The sequence below is a fragment of the Mesorhizobium sp. LNHC232B00 genome (assembly GCF_000502435.1).
In the GTDB taxonomy this organism is placed as follows: Bacteria; Pseudomonadota; Alphaproteobacteria; order Rhizobiales; family Rhizobiaceae; genus Mesorhizobium; species Mesorhizobium opportunistum.
This window is the reverse complement of record NZ_AYWP01000013.1, coordinates 162,442-179,404: the sequence shown is the minus strand read 5'-3', so window position 1 is coordinate 179,404 and position 16,963 is coordinate 162,442. Positions and strand designations below refer to the sequence as shown.

General features: G+C 64.7%; 8 protein-coding genes. 4 read left to right on the top strand and 4 right to left on the bottom strand.

What is annotated here, in order from left to right; translation table 11 throughout:
- From X743_RS151295 to X743_RS151305, 3 genes are all read left to right on the top strand, one after another.
- Positions 1 to 1,005 (top strand): DUF58 domain-containing protein (locus tag X743_RS151295; protein ID WP_023766564.1); only part of this gene is annotated, 1,005 nt, incomplete at its 5' end.
- Entirely contained in the window at positions 1,002 to 2,021 is a 1,020-nt protein-coding gene (locus tag X743_RS151300; RefSeq protein ID WP_023766563.1) for a stage II sporulation protein M, read from the top strand. The genes X743_RS151295 and X743_RS151300, both read left to right, overlap by 4 nt.
- Complete coding sequence (locus tag X743_RS151305; RefSeq protein ID WP_023766562.1) at positions 2,008 to 2,871, top strand: RDD family protein; 864 nt, start codon at positions 2,008 to 2,010, stop codon at positions 2,869 to 2,871. Before X743_RS151300 ends, X743_RS151305 begins: the two co-directional genes overlap by 14 nt.
- A gap of 26 nt (positions 2,872 to 2,897) precedes the next feature.
- On the opposite strand, the gene X743_RS151310 is transcribed toward X743_RS151305, so the two are convergent.
- A complete protein-coding gene (locus tag X743_RS151310; protein ID WP_023766561.1) occupies positions 2,898 to 3,584 on the bottom strand; it encodes a D-lyxose/D-mannose family sugar isomerase in 687 nt (228 codons plus the stop codon).
- A 245-nt stretch (positions 3,585 to 3,829) separates the two neighbouring features.
- Between X743_RS151310 and X743_RS151315 the strand changes: the two genes are divergently transcribed.
- Positions 3,830 to 4,888: a D-TA family PLP-dependent enzyme gene (locus X743_RS151315; RefSeq protein WP_023766560.1), complete on the top strand. Its 1,059-nt coding sequence runs from the start codon at positions 3,830 to 3,832 to the stop codon at positions 4,886 to 4,888.
- 1 nt (position 4,889) lies between these two features.
- On the opposite strand, the gene X743_RS151320 is transcribed toward X743_RS151315, so the two are convergent.
- The 3 genes from X743_RS151320 to X743_RS151330 form a co-directional block, all read right to left on the bottom strand.
- Positions 4,890 to 5,654, bottom strand: coding sequence for a heme ABC transporter permease (locus tag X743_RS151320; RefSeq protein WP_023766559.1), 765 nt, complete (start codon positions 5,652 to 5,654; stop codon positions 4,890 to 4,892).
- A gap of 315 nt (positions 5,655 to 5,969) precedes the next feature.
- Positions 5,970 to 7,742 (bottom strand): glucan ABC transporter ATP-binding protein/ permease, encoded by a 1,773-nt coding sequence (locus X743_RS151325; protein ID WP_023766558.1) that lies wholly within the window; start codon positions 7,740 to 7,742, stop codon positions 5,970 to 5,972.
- 373 nt (positions 7,743 to 8,115) lie between these two features.
- Positions 8,116 to 16,713, bottom strand: coding sequence for a glucoamylase family protein (locus X743_RS151330; protein ID WP_023766557.1), 8,598 nt, complete (start codon positions 16,711 to 16,713; stop codon positions 8,116 to 8,118).
- Between the last annotated feature and the right edge of the window lie 250 nt (positions 16,714 to 16,963).

Here is a 16,963-nt window from a genome sequence, read left to right as displayed (position 1 = left end):
GTCGCCGGCACCGGCGGCGCGCTGCCGGCCAATGGCGGCACGCTCGACCTCGAATTCGATGCGCTCAGGCGGGGCATCGCCGGCTTCGACCGGCTGTGGCTGCGCTGGCGTGGCCCGTTCGGACTGATCTGGAACCAGGTCGTCCTGCCGATGGACCGGAAAGTCGCGGTGCTGCCCGATGTCAGCAGTGCCCGCGACGAGGCGATCACATTGCTGCAGCGCTCCGCGCTTGTCGACGGCCACGCGCAAAGGCGGGCCGGCCAGGGCCGCGAATTCGAAGCGCTGAAGGACTATCAGCCCGGCATGGGCCGGCGGATGATCGACTGGAAGCGCAGCGCGCGCCACGGCAAGCTTCTGGCGCGCGAATTTCGCGTCGAGGAGAACAACAACATCGTGCTGGCGATCGACTGCGGACGGCTGATGTGCGAGCCGGTCGACGGCGTGCCCAAAGTCGACCGGGCGGTCACGGCAGCGCTGTTGTCGGCCTTCATCGCGCTCAAGGGCGGCGACCTCGTCAGCCTGTTCTCCTTCGACGCCAGGCCGCGCGTATCGAGCGGGGCGGTGCGCGGCTCGCCGAGTTTCATGATGATCCAGAAGCGCGCCGCCGAGATCGACTATTCCAGCGAGGAGACCAATTTCACGCTGGCGCTGACGACATTGGCGGCCAAGCTCGACAGGCGCTCGCTGGTCATCATCTTCACCGACTTCGTCGACCCGATCAGCGCCGAGCTGATGCTGCGCACCGTCGGCCGGCTGACCGAGCGGCATCTGGTGCTGTTCATGCTGATGAAGGATGCCGAGCTGGAGGCGCTGGCCGACATGGCACCCGCCACCCCGGAGGATGTGGCTCGCGCGGTCACCGCCGGCGGCCTGCTTCGGCAACGCCAGGTGGTGATCGGGCGGCTGCGGCTGCTCGGCGCGCATGTCATCGAGGCCGACCACCAGCGGCTCGGCCCGGCGCTGGTGGAGCGCTATATCCAGCTCAAGGAGGAGAACCTCTTATGACGCTGCCCGCCGGCACCGATGCGGTACGCCAGTCGCTGGCGAGCTTCCGCCAGGAGCGCGAGGCCGATTGGAAGGCATTCGAGGCGCTGCTTGCGCGCGTCGAGAAACGCGCCCCGCGCACGCTTTCGGAAGACGAACTGCTGTCGTTGCCGCTGCTCTACCGTTCGGCGCTTTCTTCACTGTCGGTCGCGCGCGCGACATCGCTGGACAGCGCGCTGATCGCCTATCTCGAGGCGCTGTGCCTGCGCGGCTATTTCTATCTCTATGGCGCGAAACGGGGCTTGCGGCAGCGCGTCGGCGATTTTTTCCTGCGCGACTGGCCAGCGGCGATCCGCGATCTGTGGCGCGAGACCTCGGTCTCGGTCGGATTGACCCTTGTCGGCGCCATTGCCGGCTATTGGCTGGTCGCCTCCGACAAGCGCTGGTACGACGCCATCATCGCGCCCAGCCTTGCCGGCGGCCGCAATCCGGATTCGTCGGTCGAGGCGCTGCGCAGCGTGCTCTATGATGGTGGCGGCAGCCACTTCCTGTCCGGATTTGCCGCCTATCTCTTCACCCACAACACGCAAGTGGCGATCCTGGCGTTTGCGCTCGGCTTCGCCTTCGCGGTGCCGAGCGTGCTCATCATCCTGATGAACGGGTGCATGCTCGGCGCGCTGTTCCAGGTCTACGCCGCCAAGGGGCTGGGCTTTGAACTTGGCGGCTGGCTGTCGATCCACGGCACGACCGAACTGTTTGCCATCGCGCTGGCTGGTGCGGCGGGCATGCGGATCGGCACGCGCATCGCCTTTCCCGGCGAATTGACCCGGATGGCCGCCGCCGCTCAAGCCGGACAAGTGGCGGCGACCGTGATGGTCGGCGTGATGGTGATGCTTTTGTTTGCCGGCCTGCTCGAAGGCATCGGCCGGCAGACGATCACCAGCGATGCGACCCGCTACGCCATTGGCGGCAGCATGCTGACGCTATGGATTGCCTATTTCTACCTGTTCCGGATGGTGCGGCATGGCAACAGCTAGGAACCCTGCTGCACTGATCAGGCCGTTGATCACGCCGGAGGGCGTCGACCTCAGGGTCAAGCTGGCGAACGCCGGCACCCGGGCTTCGGCCTTCCTGCTCGATGTGGTCATCATCGTCGCCGCCGCGGTGGCCGTCAGCCTGGTCGCGATCTTCGGCCTCGGCGGCCTTGGCCTGCGCGAGGCGGAGCCACTTTTCGTGGTCTGGATCATCTTCATCTTCCTGCTGCGCAACGTCTATTTCATCGCCTTCGAGGCGGGCCGGCGCGCGGCGACGCCGGGCAAGCGGATCGTCGGCGTCCGGGTCGCGTCGCGCGGCGGCGCGGGCCTCACGATCGACCAGGTCATCGCCCGCAATCTGATGCGCGAGCTCGAGGTGTTCTTGCCATTGTCGATCATTGCCGTGCGCGGTGGCACCGGCGTCGCCGATACGCTATCGACGATCTTCGGCCTGGTGTGGGCGCTGCTATTTTCGCTGTTTCCGCTGTTCAACCGTGATCGCCTGCGCATCGGCGACCTACTCGCCGGCACATGGGTGGTCGAGGCCCCAAAGCTGGCGTTGGTCGAAGACCTGTCGCTAAGGCAGGATCCGGCCGCCGGCCGCTTCCACTTCAGCCCGGCGCAGCTCGACGCCTACGGCATCGCCGAACTGCACAGACTGGAGGAAGTGCTGCGGCGCGATGACTATTTCGCGATGAAGGCGGTTGCCGAAACCATCGGCCGCAAGATCGGTTCGACGATCGAACCGAACGATTCCAAAGCCTTCTTGACCGCCTATTACGGTGAGCTCAGGGCGCATCTGGAACGCAAGCTTCTGCTCGGCAACCGCAAGGCCGACAAATATGCGCGGTAGTCGGATCTCTACGCCAGCCGGGCTCCCTATCCCAGCCACTTCTCATAGTCGGACACCAAGAGGTGCACCGGCGCGACATCCTCGTCGATGTTGGAGAAGCGGCCGATCGGCTCGCGGAAGACATTGTCGGTGAGATCGTCGTTGACGGTCGACACCTCGCCGATCAGCACGTCCTTGCCCTCTGCCCAGAAGGCATGCCAGACGCCCGGCAGCAGCGTGACGCTCTGGCCCGGGTCGAGCTTCAGCAGCCCGCCGGCCGGCATCCTGTGGATGGTCCCATCGACCGGCACCGACACTTCGGCCTTGGGATCGATGCCGCCGTCGCGATCGTGCATGAACAGCTCCAGCACCAGCTTGCCGCCGCCGCGGTTGATGATGTCCTCGGCCTTGATGTTGTGGCGGTGCATCGGCGACAGTTGGTCCTTGCGCGAGATCATGATCTTCTCGGCGTAGAGCATGCCCATGCCCTTCTTCATGTCCTCGTAGCGGCCGTTGCGAACGGTGAACAGGAACAGGCCAAGCTCGTTGAATTTCTCCTGGCCGTAATCAGTGATGTCCCAGCCGAGCCGCGAGGTGAAGATGGCGGAGGAATCGACCTGGCGCGCCTTCATCTCCTCGGGTGACCAATAAGCGAAGGGCGGCATGATATAGCCAAACGAGCGGATGAAAGCGTCGGCTTCGCGGATGATGTCGTTGATGGCGGAGCGTTTCATGATCATGATCCTTCGTGTCGATATGCTTTGTTTGGCAGCATGCATGCCGTTGTTCCAAAACCATTGGCCACTTTTGGCGACATGCACGGCAATTCGCATAGCCGAACACTGGTGCGGTGTCGATCCATCCAGCCGCCTGCCCCGCCCTGGCCGTGAACCGATGGCCCACCGATCCCGTCCGCTGGCTGCGTGACACCACGAGCTTTCGAGGCCATAACCCCTGCGGAATTCAGGAGTGACAGCTGATGCCGACCATCCATGACCTCGATACGCCATCGATCCTGATCGACGCAGCGCGCGCCGAAGCCAATATTGCCCGCGCGCAGGCCCATGCCGACAAGAACGGGCTGAAGCTGAGGCCGCATATCAAGACGCACAAGCTGCCCTACTGGGCGAAGAAGCAGGTGGCGGCGGGCGCGGTCGGCATCACCTGCCAGAAGATCGGCGAAGCCGAGGTGATGGCCGATGCCGGCCTGACCGATATTTTTCTCCCTTACAACATCCTAGGCCGCGCCAAACTGGAGCGGCTTCTGGCGCTGCACAGGCGCGTAATCTTGTCGGTGACGGCAGACAGCACGGAGACCATCGACGGGCTGGCCGCCACCTTCACCGATGCCGGCCATCGTCTGACGGTGCTGGTCGAGTGCGACACCGGCATGGGGCGCTGCGGCGTACAGACAGCGGGTGAAGCGGTTGGGCTGGCAAGACAGATCGACACGGCCAAAGGCCTCGCCTTCGGAGGGCTGATGACCTATCCGGCCGCGGGCCGTGCGGCGGAGGCCGAAGCCTGGCTCGCCAACGCCAGCCAGGCGCTTGCCGTCTGCGGTCTCGCCTGCGAGCGCATCTCCAGCGGCGGCACACCGGACATGTGGCGTTCCAGCAAGGACAGCGTCGTCACCGAGTATCGCCCCGGCACCTACATCTATCTCGACCGCTATCAGGTCGCCAAAGGCGTCGGCGCGCTCGACGATTGCGCGCTGACGGTGCTGTCGACGGTGGTCAGCCACCCGACACCGACCCGCGCCATCCTCGACAGCGGCAGCAAGGCGCTGTCCAGCGACACGCTGGGGCTGCCCGATTTCGGCGAGCTGCTCGGCGTCTCCGGCGCGCGGGTGACAGGCCTGAGCGAAGAGCATGGCACCGTCACGCTTTCCGGCGATGGCAAGCTTAAAATCGGCGAGCGCGTGCGCGTGGTGCCCGACCATTGCTGCGTCGTCACCAATTTGTTCGACGAGGTCAACCTGATCGACGGCGAGACGGTGCTGGAAACGCTGCCGGTGGCCGCGCGCGGGCGGATGCGATGAATTAGGCCGGCTGCCGCTCGGCCTGCCGTGCCGCCACGCGACGCATGGCGATGACCCGGCGGCGGCGGATTTCGGTGCGCATTGCCATCAGATGCAATGCGAAGAACAGCACCGTGAAGCCGATAGCCATGACCAGCAGCGGCCAGAGCATCGAGGCGTCGATGGTCGATCCCCCCATGCGGAACACCGAGGCCGGCTGGTGCAGCGTGTTCCACCAGTCGACCGAAAATTTGATGATTGGGATGTTGATGAAGCCGACCAGCGTGATGATGGCGGCGGCCCAGGCGGCGCGGCTGGCGTCATCGAGCGCACGGGTCAGCGCGATGATGCCGAGATACATCAGGAACAGCACGAAGACCGAGGTCAGCCGCGCATCCCAGACCCACCATGTACCCCACATCGGCTTGCCCCAGATCGAGCCGGTAATCAGCGCCAGTGCGGTGAAGGCGGCACCAATGGGGGCGGCCGATTTCAGCGCGACATCGGCCAGCGGATGGCGCCAGACCAGGGTGCCGAGCGCCGAGAGCGCCATCAGCGTGTAGCACATCATGGCGAGCCAGGCGAAAGGCACATGGATGTACATGATGCGAACGGTGATGCCTTGCTGGAAATCCTCAGGCGCGGTGAAGCTCATATAGAGCCCGACGGCGAGGACAAGCGCCGCAATCGTTGCCAGCCACGGCACGACCTTGTCGGCCAGCCCGACGAAGCGCGTCGGGTTGGCAAGATCGGTCCAGCCGGTCAGGCGTGAGGTGATGTCGCTCATGCGGCCTTACATAGACCGCCGGGGCGGCTGGGGCAATCGATCGGCGATGTCGCAGTCGTATAAGCCTCCTCCTTCTCCCCTTGCGGAGAAGGTGGCCTCGCGAAGCGAGGTCGGATGAGGGGTGTTCCAGCGGAGTGAGACGTTGGCGTTCCCTGGAACACCCCTCAACCGTCTCGGCGCTGCGCGCCGATCCACCTTCTCCCACAAGGGGAGAAGGAAGAACAGCTCNGTTCCCTGGAACACCCCTCAACCGTCTCGGCGCTGCGCGCCGATCCACCTTCTCCCACAAGGGGAGAAGGAAGAACCGTCACCTGCTTACGCGGCCTCGCCCTGCACGGAGCGGCTGAGGCGGCGGACTTCCTCGTCGTTGAGGAGGCCGCCGGCGCGCAGCAGGCTGGCGAAGCGGCCATTGCGCAGCGACAATTCGGCGAAGCCACCCATCTCGATCACCTTGCCCTTGTCCATGAACACGACCAGGTCGGCGTCGCGAACGGTGGTCAGGCGGTGGGCGATGATGAAGGTGGTGCGGTCGCGCCGCAACTCGTCGATCGCTTCCTTGACGCGGTCCTCGGTCTCGACGTCGAGCGCGCTGGTCGCCTCGTCGAGCACCAGGATCGGAGCATCCTTCAGCACGGCGCGGGCAATGGCGATGCGCTGGCGCTCGCCACCCGACAACTGGCCGCCACGCTCGCCGACCACGGTGTCGTAGCCGCCGCTCTTGGCCAGGATGAAGTCCTGCGCGGCAGCCGCGTTGGCGGCGGCATGGATCTCGTCATTGGTCGCATCGGCGCGGCCGACGCGGATGTTGTCCTCGATCGAACGATTGAGCAGGCCGGCATCCTGGAACACGGTGGCGATCGAATGGCGCAGCGACTTGCGGGTCACCGTGCGGGTATCGATGCCGTCGATCAGGATACGACCGTGCGACGGCGAGAAGACACGCTGCAGCAGGTTGATGAGCGTCGTCTTGCCGGCACCCGTCGGTCCGACGATGGCGACGGTCTGGCCGGCCTGGACCTCGAAGGAAACGTCGCTGACGCCCTGGCCCGAATTGGGGAATTCGAAGCCGACTTCCTCGAAGCGGACATGGCCGGTGACGTTGGTGAGATCGCGCAAGCCATCCGGTTCGGCGACATCGGCGGCCGAGTCCTCGAGCTTGTAGAAGTCCTCGAGCTTGGCGCGGGCCTCCGAAATCTGGTTGGCGAAAGCCGACATCTGGTCGAGCCGCGAGATCAACAGCGTGGCAAAGCCGGTAAAGGCGATCACATCGCCAACCCGCAACTGGCCGTGGGTGACCAGATAGGCGCCGATCAGAAGCACCACCATCATCGAGATGGTCGACGACAGGCGATTGAGCGCATTGGCGATGGCCCACCAGTCGAGCACCGGATTCTGCGCGTCGAGCAGGTTCTTGACATAGCGGCGCAGGGTCTCGGCCTCATGGCCAAGGCGGTTGTAGCTCTGGAGAACAGCGACGTTGCTGACGGAGTCCGTCACATGCGCGAACACCTTGTGATAGTGGCGCTCGACGGCGGCCTGGCCGGCCTTGGTGCGCTTCATCACCAGCCGGCCTATGCCGACATAGAGGATGCCGAGGCCAAGCAGCACCATCGACATACGCACATCCATGCTAAGTGCGGTCGGCACCAGCAGGACAAGTGCAACCGCCGTGGACAGATGCTGGCGCATGAATTCGAGCCACAGGCTGAACAGCGTCTCCACCGCGCGCAGCAGCGTGTGCAAGGCGTTCGACGTGCCGCGCTGATGGTGCCAGGCAAGCGGCATGGTGATGACGCGCTCGAAGGACTGGCACAGCACTTCGCTGCGCCGGGCGTGAGCAAAGCGATCGGCGCCGCGCGCCACGAGAACGAAAGCTAGGACGTTGAAGGCGCCCAAACCGGCCCACACGGCAAGCGTGGAGAATACCGAGCCATGCGCCGAAATTGCATCGATCACCCGGCCAAACATGATTGGCTCCAGGATGGCGATGGCGGCAAGGGCGATATTGGCGCCGCAAATCAGCGCGACGCGCTTCTTGTCGGCGGCCAAATACCCCAGCGCTCTCCAATAGATCTGCAGAAGTGACACTTCAGCTACTCCGCCAACTCTCTATTGTGCTCAATTCCAGTATTGTGCACTGCACCATTTAATGACACGTAACGGTTGACGCGTCGCAAAACAATGCCCGTCTATCGCTTCCGTTCCCATTTAGCGAACAAAAGATGACGACGATGCGAAATCTGACGTGATCACCTAACGGTTTGAGATAAAAGGTGAAATGTCAGCCTTGCGGCAAAATCATGGCAACGGCAGAGCAGTGCCACATTTTTAATCACAGCAGGCTTGAACGGCCTATTCAGGGGCCACCCGGCGGTTGCCGCCACGGATCTCGCGCAAGTAAACCGGGCGCGGCTTCGCGCGCCCCGCAGGACGCGCGATGGGTCGGATTAACCTTTTGATTTCACCCCGGTATCTTGACCACAACCTCGGTCTGGCTGCCGGCTTTGGGTTCGAAGGATGCGGACTTTGTCTTCGAACCATTGACTTCAAGCGAGATGGTCTTGGTTTTTTTGTCGCGAATGACATGAACCTTGATCTCGGCGCCCAGCATTTTGAGCGAGGCCTGGTAACCGTCCCAGTGGCTGGGCAGTTTCGGCCGTAATGTGATCTGCTTGCCGCGCCGTTCGATGCCGAGAATGCCTTCGACCGCCGCCCGGTAGAGCCAACCGGCCGAGCCGGTGTACCAGGTCCAGCCGCCACGGCCTCCCTTGTCGTCTCCGGCATAGATGTCGGCCGCGACCACATAGGGTTCGACACGGTAATGCTCGGCCGAGGCCTCGTCGAAGGCGTGGTTGACCGGGTTCAGCATCGAGAAGCAGCGATAGGCTTCGTCGGTCAGCCCCATCTCGGCCAGCGCAATGACGAACCAGGTGGCGGCGTGGGTGTACTGGCCGCCATTCTCGCGCACGCCTGGCGGATAGCTCTTGATATAGCCGGGGTCCTTCTGCGTCTTCGAGAAGGGCGGTGTGAACAGTTTCACGATCTTGAGCTTGTCGTCGACGAGCAGCTTCGTCGCCTGCTGCATCGCCGTCGTCGACCGCGCCGGGTCGCCCTCGCCCGAAAGCACGCTCCAGGATTGTGCGATGGAGTCGATCTTGCACTCCTGCGACGTGCGGGAGCCCAGAGGCGTGCCGTCGTCGAAGCTGCCGCGCCGGTACCATTCGCCGTCCCACGCCGTGCTTTCAAGCGCCCGCTTCAGCGCCTCGGCATGCTTTGCCCAGGCCTGCGCGCGCTTGGTGTCGCCCTCGGCCTTGGCGACGGGGGCGAAATCGCCCAGCGTCTTCAGCAGGAACCAGCCCAGCCACACGCTCTCGCCCTTGCCGTGCTCGCCGACGCGGTTCATGCCGTCGTTCCAGTCGCCGCCGAGGATCAGCGGCAGGCCGCCAGGACTGCTGCGCTTGATGGCAAGGTCGAGCGCACGCGCGCAATGGTCGTAGAGCGACACGGTCTTCTTCGAGATTTCCGGGGTGAAGAAGGCATCGTGTTCGCCCTCGCCCAGCGCCTGCCCGTCGATGAAGGGCAGTTGCTCCTTCAGGATGCCGGCGTCGCCGGTCACCGTCAGATAGCGCGCCGTGGCATGGGCCAGCCAGACCACATCGTCGGAGATCATGGTGCGCACGCCGGCTCCGGTGCGCGGCAGCCACCAGTGCTGCACATCACCCTCGGGGAACTGTCGCCGCGCGGCATTGAGGATCTGGTCGCGCGCCAGCGTCGGATCGTGCGCCAGCAGAGCCAGCGTGTCCTGCAACTGGTCGCGGAAGCCAAAGGCGCCGCTCGCCTGGTAGAAGGCCGAGCGGGCGCGGATACGGCAGGCAAGGCTCTGGTAGGGCAGCCAGTGATTGACCATGGCGTCGAGGGCCTTGTCCGGCGTCTCGACCTGGATGGTGTCGAGGAAACCGCGCCACTCGCGCTCGTTGTCGGCCAGGCGCTGGTCGAAATCCTTGCCGCGGTGCCTTTCCACCAGCGCGCTCGCCTGCGCGGAGGACTCGGCGTCGCCAAGCAGCCAGAGCAGCGTGACGTCGCCACCGGCCGGAATCTCGATGTCGCGGGCGATCGCCGCGCAAGGATCGTCTCCGGCCTCGACGCGGCCCGACAAGGCCGCACCGCTCAGCACCGCCTGCGGCAGCTCGCTGGAGCCATGCCGGCCGAGGAATTCGGCGCGGTCCGCCGTCACCGAGTGGACGCCGGCATCGGCGGCGAGGAAAGCCACCCGCTCGCTGAAATCGAGGCCGTATGGGTTTTGCGCCAGCAACGCGCCGGTCGCGCCGTCGCGCGACGGGACGATGGTTGCCGCGGTGCGGGACCGATGCCCGCCAAGCACCCATTCGGCATAGGCATAGACGCGCAGCCGCGACGGCACCGAGCCGGAGTTCTGGATGCGCAGGCGCGTGATCTTCACCGGATCGATGGGATCGACGACATGGGTCAAGTCCATCGACAGAGGCCCGCGCTTCGAGCGGAAGGTCGAGAAGCCCTGGCCATGCCAGGCCTCGTAGGTCATCGAGGGATCGCGCACCATGGCTGCGAGCGGCGAGAACGCCCTGCCGCTGGCCTGGTCGTAGATATAGATGCCCTCGCCCGGCCGGTTCGAGACCGGGTCGTTCGACCACGGCGTCAACTGGTAGTCGCGGCTGTTGCGGCTCCAGGTGAAGGCAGCACCCTCGGCCGAGGTGTGGAAGCCGAAAGAAGCATTTGAGACGACGTTGATCCATGGCTGCGGCGTGGTGCGCCGGCCGGCAAGGCGCACCACATAGTGCCGCCCGTCGCCGTCGAAGCCACCGAAACCGTTCCACTGGCTGAGGCCGGCGCCATCGGCGCTGACATCGGCCAGGGCCTGCGAGGCGAACGCATGCGTCGTCGGCGCCGTAATTTCGCGCGGAGCCGGCAGCCCGCCCGGCTGAAGGCCGTCGCGCGCCTGCAAGGCAGCCGCATCGGCCCGCTCGATCTGGTCGAAGATAGTGCCGTTGCGCGTGTGCAGCACCACCCGGGCGACGGCGAGCAGCGTCCTGTAGGTGGTTTCTTCCATCAGGTCGCGGCGCACCGCGAAGATGTGCTGTCGGGGGCCGAGTTCCTTGCCGCGCAGACGGCTGTTTTCACACAGCGTCTCGACCGCACGCTGCAGGTCCTGGACGTAGGACGAGGCCTGCTCGTTGACGACGACGAAGTCGATCATCATGCCGCGGGTGCGCATGTATTCCTGGAAGCGCAGCGCCTGGGCAACGATCTCCAGATCGGCGACATCGCCGATCCTGACCAGGAAGATCGGGAAGTCGCCGGAAATGCTGGTCGGCCACAGGCTCGACTGCTTGCCAAGGCCCGCAGCGATGGAATCGGCCGGCAGGCGCAGGAACGGATCGGGATAGATCAGATAGCGGGCCAGTTTCTGCACATTGGCGGCATCGGCGAGGCTGAGGCCCATATGGCGGGTCTGCACCTGGCTGCGGGTCCAGGCAAGCATGGCCTGGCGGGCAAAGCTCTCCTGATGGTCGAGGCGGTTTATGGCCTCCTCCAGCTCGGTGCGGTTGGCCCCGACGACGGTCCAGAAAGTCAGCGATATCTTCTTGTTGGCGGGCACGCGCACCTGGCGGCGCAGAGAGGCGATGGGATCGAGCGTGAAGCCGGAGCGGCCGCCGAGCCTGGCGCCGGGATCGAAGGCGGCGGCATCGACGATGGTGCGGCCACGGCCGATGAAGGCGCGCCTGTCGGTCTCTGCCTCGGCGTCACGCGCCGGCCCGGACGGATCGGTGACGAAATGCACCAGGGTGATGTCGGGCTCGCTGGTTTCGCGCTTGCGGCGCGTGGCGAAGATCGCGCCGTTGTTGGCGGCGATTTCGGTCTCCACGAACATCTTCGAGAAGGCCGGATGCGCGTTGTCGGAAGCCTCCAAACCCAGCACCAGCTCGGCAAAGGACGTCACTTCGATGTGGCGGTCGGTCGGCCCTTCGTTGAACAAGGTGACCCGCCGGCCTTCGCCATTGCCTTCGGAGACGACGATGCATTCCACTTCGGAGCGCAGCGTGCCAACCAACTTTACGAAGCTTGCCTTGTCATCGGAGAACAGGGTCTGCGTCTTTTCCTCGGCCGCGCGCTTGGGCTCCGATGTCGCCGACCACCAGTCGCCCGTGGTGGCGTCGCGCAGGAAAATGTAGGAACCAAGCCGGTCCTCGACCGGGTCGGGCTGCCAGCGCGTGACGGCAAGATCGCCCCAGCGGCTGTAGCCGGAGCCGGTCGCGGTCACCATCACCGAATAGCGGCCGTTCGACATCACGTTGGTCGAACGCAGCGCCCGCATGGGATCAAGCACGATGCGGGTATCGGGGCTCTCGATCTCGGTCTCGTCCTTGGAGCGCTCGTCGGCCTCGGTGCGGACGGTCGCCGTCGGGATGTCGCGCGGCGCCCTCTCCTGCAGCAAGAGTTCGGCCGATTCAATGACCGGATCGCTGTGGAAGCGGTCGCGCAGGCGACCCTCGAAGATCGCGTCGGCCACCGCCGCGATCGACATGCCCGAATGGTGTGCATAGTAATTCAGCACGACCGCATGGTTGGTGCCTTCAGGCACGCGCTGCGGCGTGAAATCGACCGCATCGTAATAGCCATGGGGACCAAGCGCGCCGATCTCGCGCAAACGCGCAAGATTCTGCACGGCTTCGCGCGGGTTGAACTGCGCCGCCAGTATGGTGGCATAGGGTGCGATCACCGTGTTCTGGCCAAGGCCGCGCTTCAGCCCAAGCCCGGGCACGCCGAAATTGGTGTACTGATAGGTCAGTTCCCGGTCGCGGGCATTGTAGGCCGCTTCCGAAATGCCCCACGGCACGTTCTTCTGGCGGCCGTACTGCATCTGGCGCTTGATGATCAGCTTGCTGGTCTGGTTGAGGATCGAGCCTTGCGGCTCCTTCATCACCAGCGGCGGCATCAGATACTCGAACATCGAGCCCGACCAGGACATCAGCGAGCCCTGGAAGCCGATCTCGACGATCGGGCGGCCGAGCCGGAACCAGTGCTCGGTCGGCAGGTCGCCCTTGGCGATGGCGAACAGGCTGGTCAGCCGCGCCTCGGAGGCGAGAAGGTCGTAGCAGCTTTCGTCCAGCTGATGTTCCTCGACCCGGTAGCCGATCGACAGAAGCTTGCGTTCCGGTCGCATCAGGAAGGCAAATTCCATCTCGAAGGCGAAACGGCGCGTGCGCTCGCGCAAGGTCAGGAGCTTGGCGCGCAGCGCCTCGACGGCGTTTTCGTCGCTGTGAGCATCGTGGACATGCGCCTCGCAAGTCGCTTCCAGCCTGGCCGCCCAGTCGACGATGATGTCGCTCTGGGCCGATGCCGCCTCGGTATGAATGGCGGTCGCCAGCTTGCGGATCTCGCCCGCCAGCACGGCCAGGTTGATGGTGCGGATCGAGGCCATCTCCGGCTGCGCCTTAATAGTATCGACCGCACGCCGCATGCCGTCGAGGCGGTCGACGAGACGCTGGCGCAAGGGCCGCAACTGGCGGCGGTCGTCAGGCAGCTCATCGAGGCTTTCACTGAGGATGGTGACGGTGTCGAGAATGCCCTCGAAATCGCCCTGGAGGTGAACGGAAGGCGCTTCCGCCCATTCGGCACAGGCAGCCGCCACCGCGACAAGATGGCCAGCGAGGTTGCCGCTGTCGACAGCGGAAATATAGAGCGGATAGAGCGGCTTCAGCGTCGTGGTGTCATACCAGTTGAAGAGGTGGCCGCGCTCGCGCGGCATGCTCTCGATGGTCGCCATGGTGGCGTCGATGCGGGTGATGGCGTCGGACAGGCTGATCCAGCCGAAATCGCGCGCGGAGACGACCGACAAGAGGTAGACACCGACATTGGTCGGCGAGGTGCGCGGCGCCACGACCGGCGCCGGGCTCTCCTGGAAATTGTCGGGCGGCAGATGGTGATGCTCCGCCGTGACGAAGGTTTCGAAATAATGCCAGGTGCGCCGCGCCACGGTGCGCAGCGTATGGATATCGGCCTGCGATATGCGCAAGCGGTCCTCGGTTTCCGCCGAGCGGCTGATCCAGCTGGCGATCGCCGGCGAGCCGATCCAGAACAGCGCGAAGAAGAAAGCGACGAAGGCGCCGGTGGAATCGGCCAGCACCGGAATGGCGAGGCCGACGAAGCCGATGATCACGGCGCCGTACATCATGCCGTAGTACGAGCCGATATCGTTGTCGCCGGCCTTGTGGGCCTGCGAAGCGGTGCGCCATTCCAGAAGGTTCTGGCGGCTGACGAACAACCGGTAGAGCGTGCGCACGATGGCATCGCCCATCATCCAGGCGTTGTGCGCCATCAGCACGATCTTCAGCGCCACCATGGCGGTGCCGAAGGCGACGTCGCGGGCGAGTGCCGAGAAATGGCCGCGCGGCGTCTGGTCGCCACTCTTGGGCAGGATGGCGTTGACGACGTCGAAGGTCGGCGCCATGAACAGGCTGAGGATCAGCAAGGCCTGCCATTGCGCGGCCTGCGTGAAGGGCAGCAAGGTCCAGCCGGCGATCGCCGCCATCACCCAGAAGATGGGCGTCAGCGAACGGCGCAGATTGTCGATCATCTTCCAGCGCGACAAGGCCGGAACGCCGGAGCGCGGATCGAGGATGAAGCCCAGGAGCTGCCAGTCGCCGCGTGCCCAGCGATGGTGGCGTGAGGCGTCGACGGAGTAGCGGGTCGGATAGTCCTCGACCAGCTCGACATCGGTGACCAGCGCCGAACGCGCCAGCGCGCCCTCGAGCAGATCGTGGCTGAGGATGGTGTTTTCCTCGATGCGGCCCTTCAGCGCCGCCTCGAAGGCGTCGACGTGATAGAGACCCTTGCCGGTGAAGGAGCCATCGCCGAAGACATCCTGATAGAGGTCCGAGACGGCGAAGACATAGGGGTCGAGGCCGCGGTTGGCCGAGAATACACGCTGGAAGAACGAGGCTTCGTCGCCGCTGGTGAGCGAAGCGGTGATGCGCGGCTGCAGGATTGTATAGCCGGCGGTGACGACGCGCCGCGTTGCGTCGAAATGCGGGCGGTTGAGCGGATGGCAGAGCTTGCCGACCAGGGTCGCCACCGCGTCGCGGGTGGTGCGCGTATCGGCGTCGAGCGTCATCACATGGACGACTTTCTCCGGCAGCGGCACCTCCAAGGGCAGGAAGGTGGTGTCGCTGTCGCCACGCAGCAAAAGGTCAAGCTCATGCAGCTTGCCGCGCTTGCGCTCCCAGCCCATCCAGGCGCCTTGCGCCGCGTTGAAGAGCCGGCGGCGGTGCAGGAGGTAGAAGCGCGGTGCGCCCTCCGAGGGATAGCGGGCGTTGAGGCGGGCGATCTCGGCGTGGGCGAATTCGAGGATCTCGGTGTCGGCCGCATCGATCTCGATCTTGCTGTCGGGCCAGTCCGACAGCAGCGCGAAATGGATCTCGTCCGCGAGATTGGCGAGATAGTGCACTTCGATGTTGCGGATGTTTTCCTCGACATCGTCACGCGAGCCGATCAGCGACGGCACCACCACCAGCGTGCGCGCCTCGGCCGGCACGCCATGCCTGTAGTCATAGCCGATAAGGCGTGTCGGCTTGAGGAACAGCGAGACCACGGTGTTGAAGAAGGCCAGCGCGCCCTCGCTCGCCGGTACGGCAAACAGAGCCAGCATCAGGACGATCGAGGTCACCGACAGACCGAGGTTGGCCAAGGCATTGCCGGTGACGACAAGCAGCAGAGCGGTCAAAGCAAACACCGGCAGCACGATGCCCACCCATCCGGTCTTGGCGAAGGTGCGCTTGACCGTCTGGCTGATCGTCTGCCGATAGCCGATCGCCTTCTCCAGCTCCAGCCGGCGCGGGCCGACGAGGAAGAAACCGACATCGGTGTGCGCGGACGGAGCCGGCACGGAATCAGCAGCATCGCCAGCCGGTGCAAGTTCACTGGCGGCATGTTCGCTTGCGGCTTGGCCGGCCAGTTCGATAGCCTTTTCGGCGACGCGGTATTCCGACAGGTTCGAACGGCGCGCCAATTCCTCGATCGCGGTGCGGTATTGATCGCGCGAGAAGAAGTCGAGAGCGGCGAAGTCGGTGCGCTCGCGCAGCACCGTATCGATACGGCTGACGCCCTCGAACCACACCGTCCAGTCGACGTCGTTGATGAGGCGCAGGCCGCGGATGATGTTGCCGGTCGTCACATTGCCGCTGGAGAGCGTGTGGTGCTCGGAGATGATGATCTCCTCGGCATCGGAGCCGGTCTTCTCGAGCTCGCCTTCAAGCCATTCCAGGGCCTTGCCGGCATTCTGCGACCCATCGCGCAGGCGATAGAGAAGCTGGGTGGCAAAGGTGGTGTCCTGCGCGTGCGCGCTGAAATTGGCCAGGATCGCCTGCCGGTCGGCACTGTCGTCGGTCGCCAGCACCTTGTCGGCCACGTCGTTTGAGATCTGGCGCATCTGGCGGGTGCGATTGACCCTGACCGCCAGCCGGCGGAGATTCTCGATCAGCACGAAGCGCAGGAGTGACGGCAGGGCCCAGAGCTCGCCGATCTTCAGCGGCTCGACCGACTGAAAACCCTGGACGATCGCCTTGAACATGGTTGCCGAGACGGAACTGTCCGAATGCGCCACATAGGTCCAGGCCAGCGCCAGCGCGCGCGGCACGGTGCCGCCATCGGGCAGCTTCAACGTCGGCAACTGGCGATAGAAGCGGCGCGGCAGATCGCGCTTGACCTGGAAAATGGTCTCCTCGACCAGGTAGTTGTTGTCGAGCAGCCATTGCGCGGCCGGGGTGATCGTCTCTCCCTTGCCCTGCGCCGCATTGGTCGACCGGTAGACTTCCAATATCTTCTTGGCGCTGTCGCGGATGCGGGCCTGGAAGTCGAATGGCGTCAGACCGAACAGGTCGGTGAGATCGCCTTTTGCCAGGCTTTCACCGAGCAGCCGGAGGCGTTCCTCCGGCAAGAAGGTCGATCTTATCGGCTCTTCCGTGATGGCCGGAAAGCTCGCGCTCGTCTTCTCGATGTGGGCTGGATTCGTCTGAATATTCATTGAAAATTCCGTAAGCGGCCACTCAGCGGCGTCACCGCCACGGCAATGGCCCTAAAACCGATTCAAATGCAATTGGTTGCATAATCCCACTTGCCGAAAGTTTGCTTCCGCACCGCGACAGGGCGTCATCTCTCGACAACATTCAAAGACGAGCGCCCCTCTCCTCGTCGGGGTCGATCGACGGGGAGGATTCAGGCTTTTTCGTGATGCCGGCAAGAGCTTACGCTATATTTCGCCGGCATCGCGATCA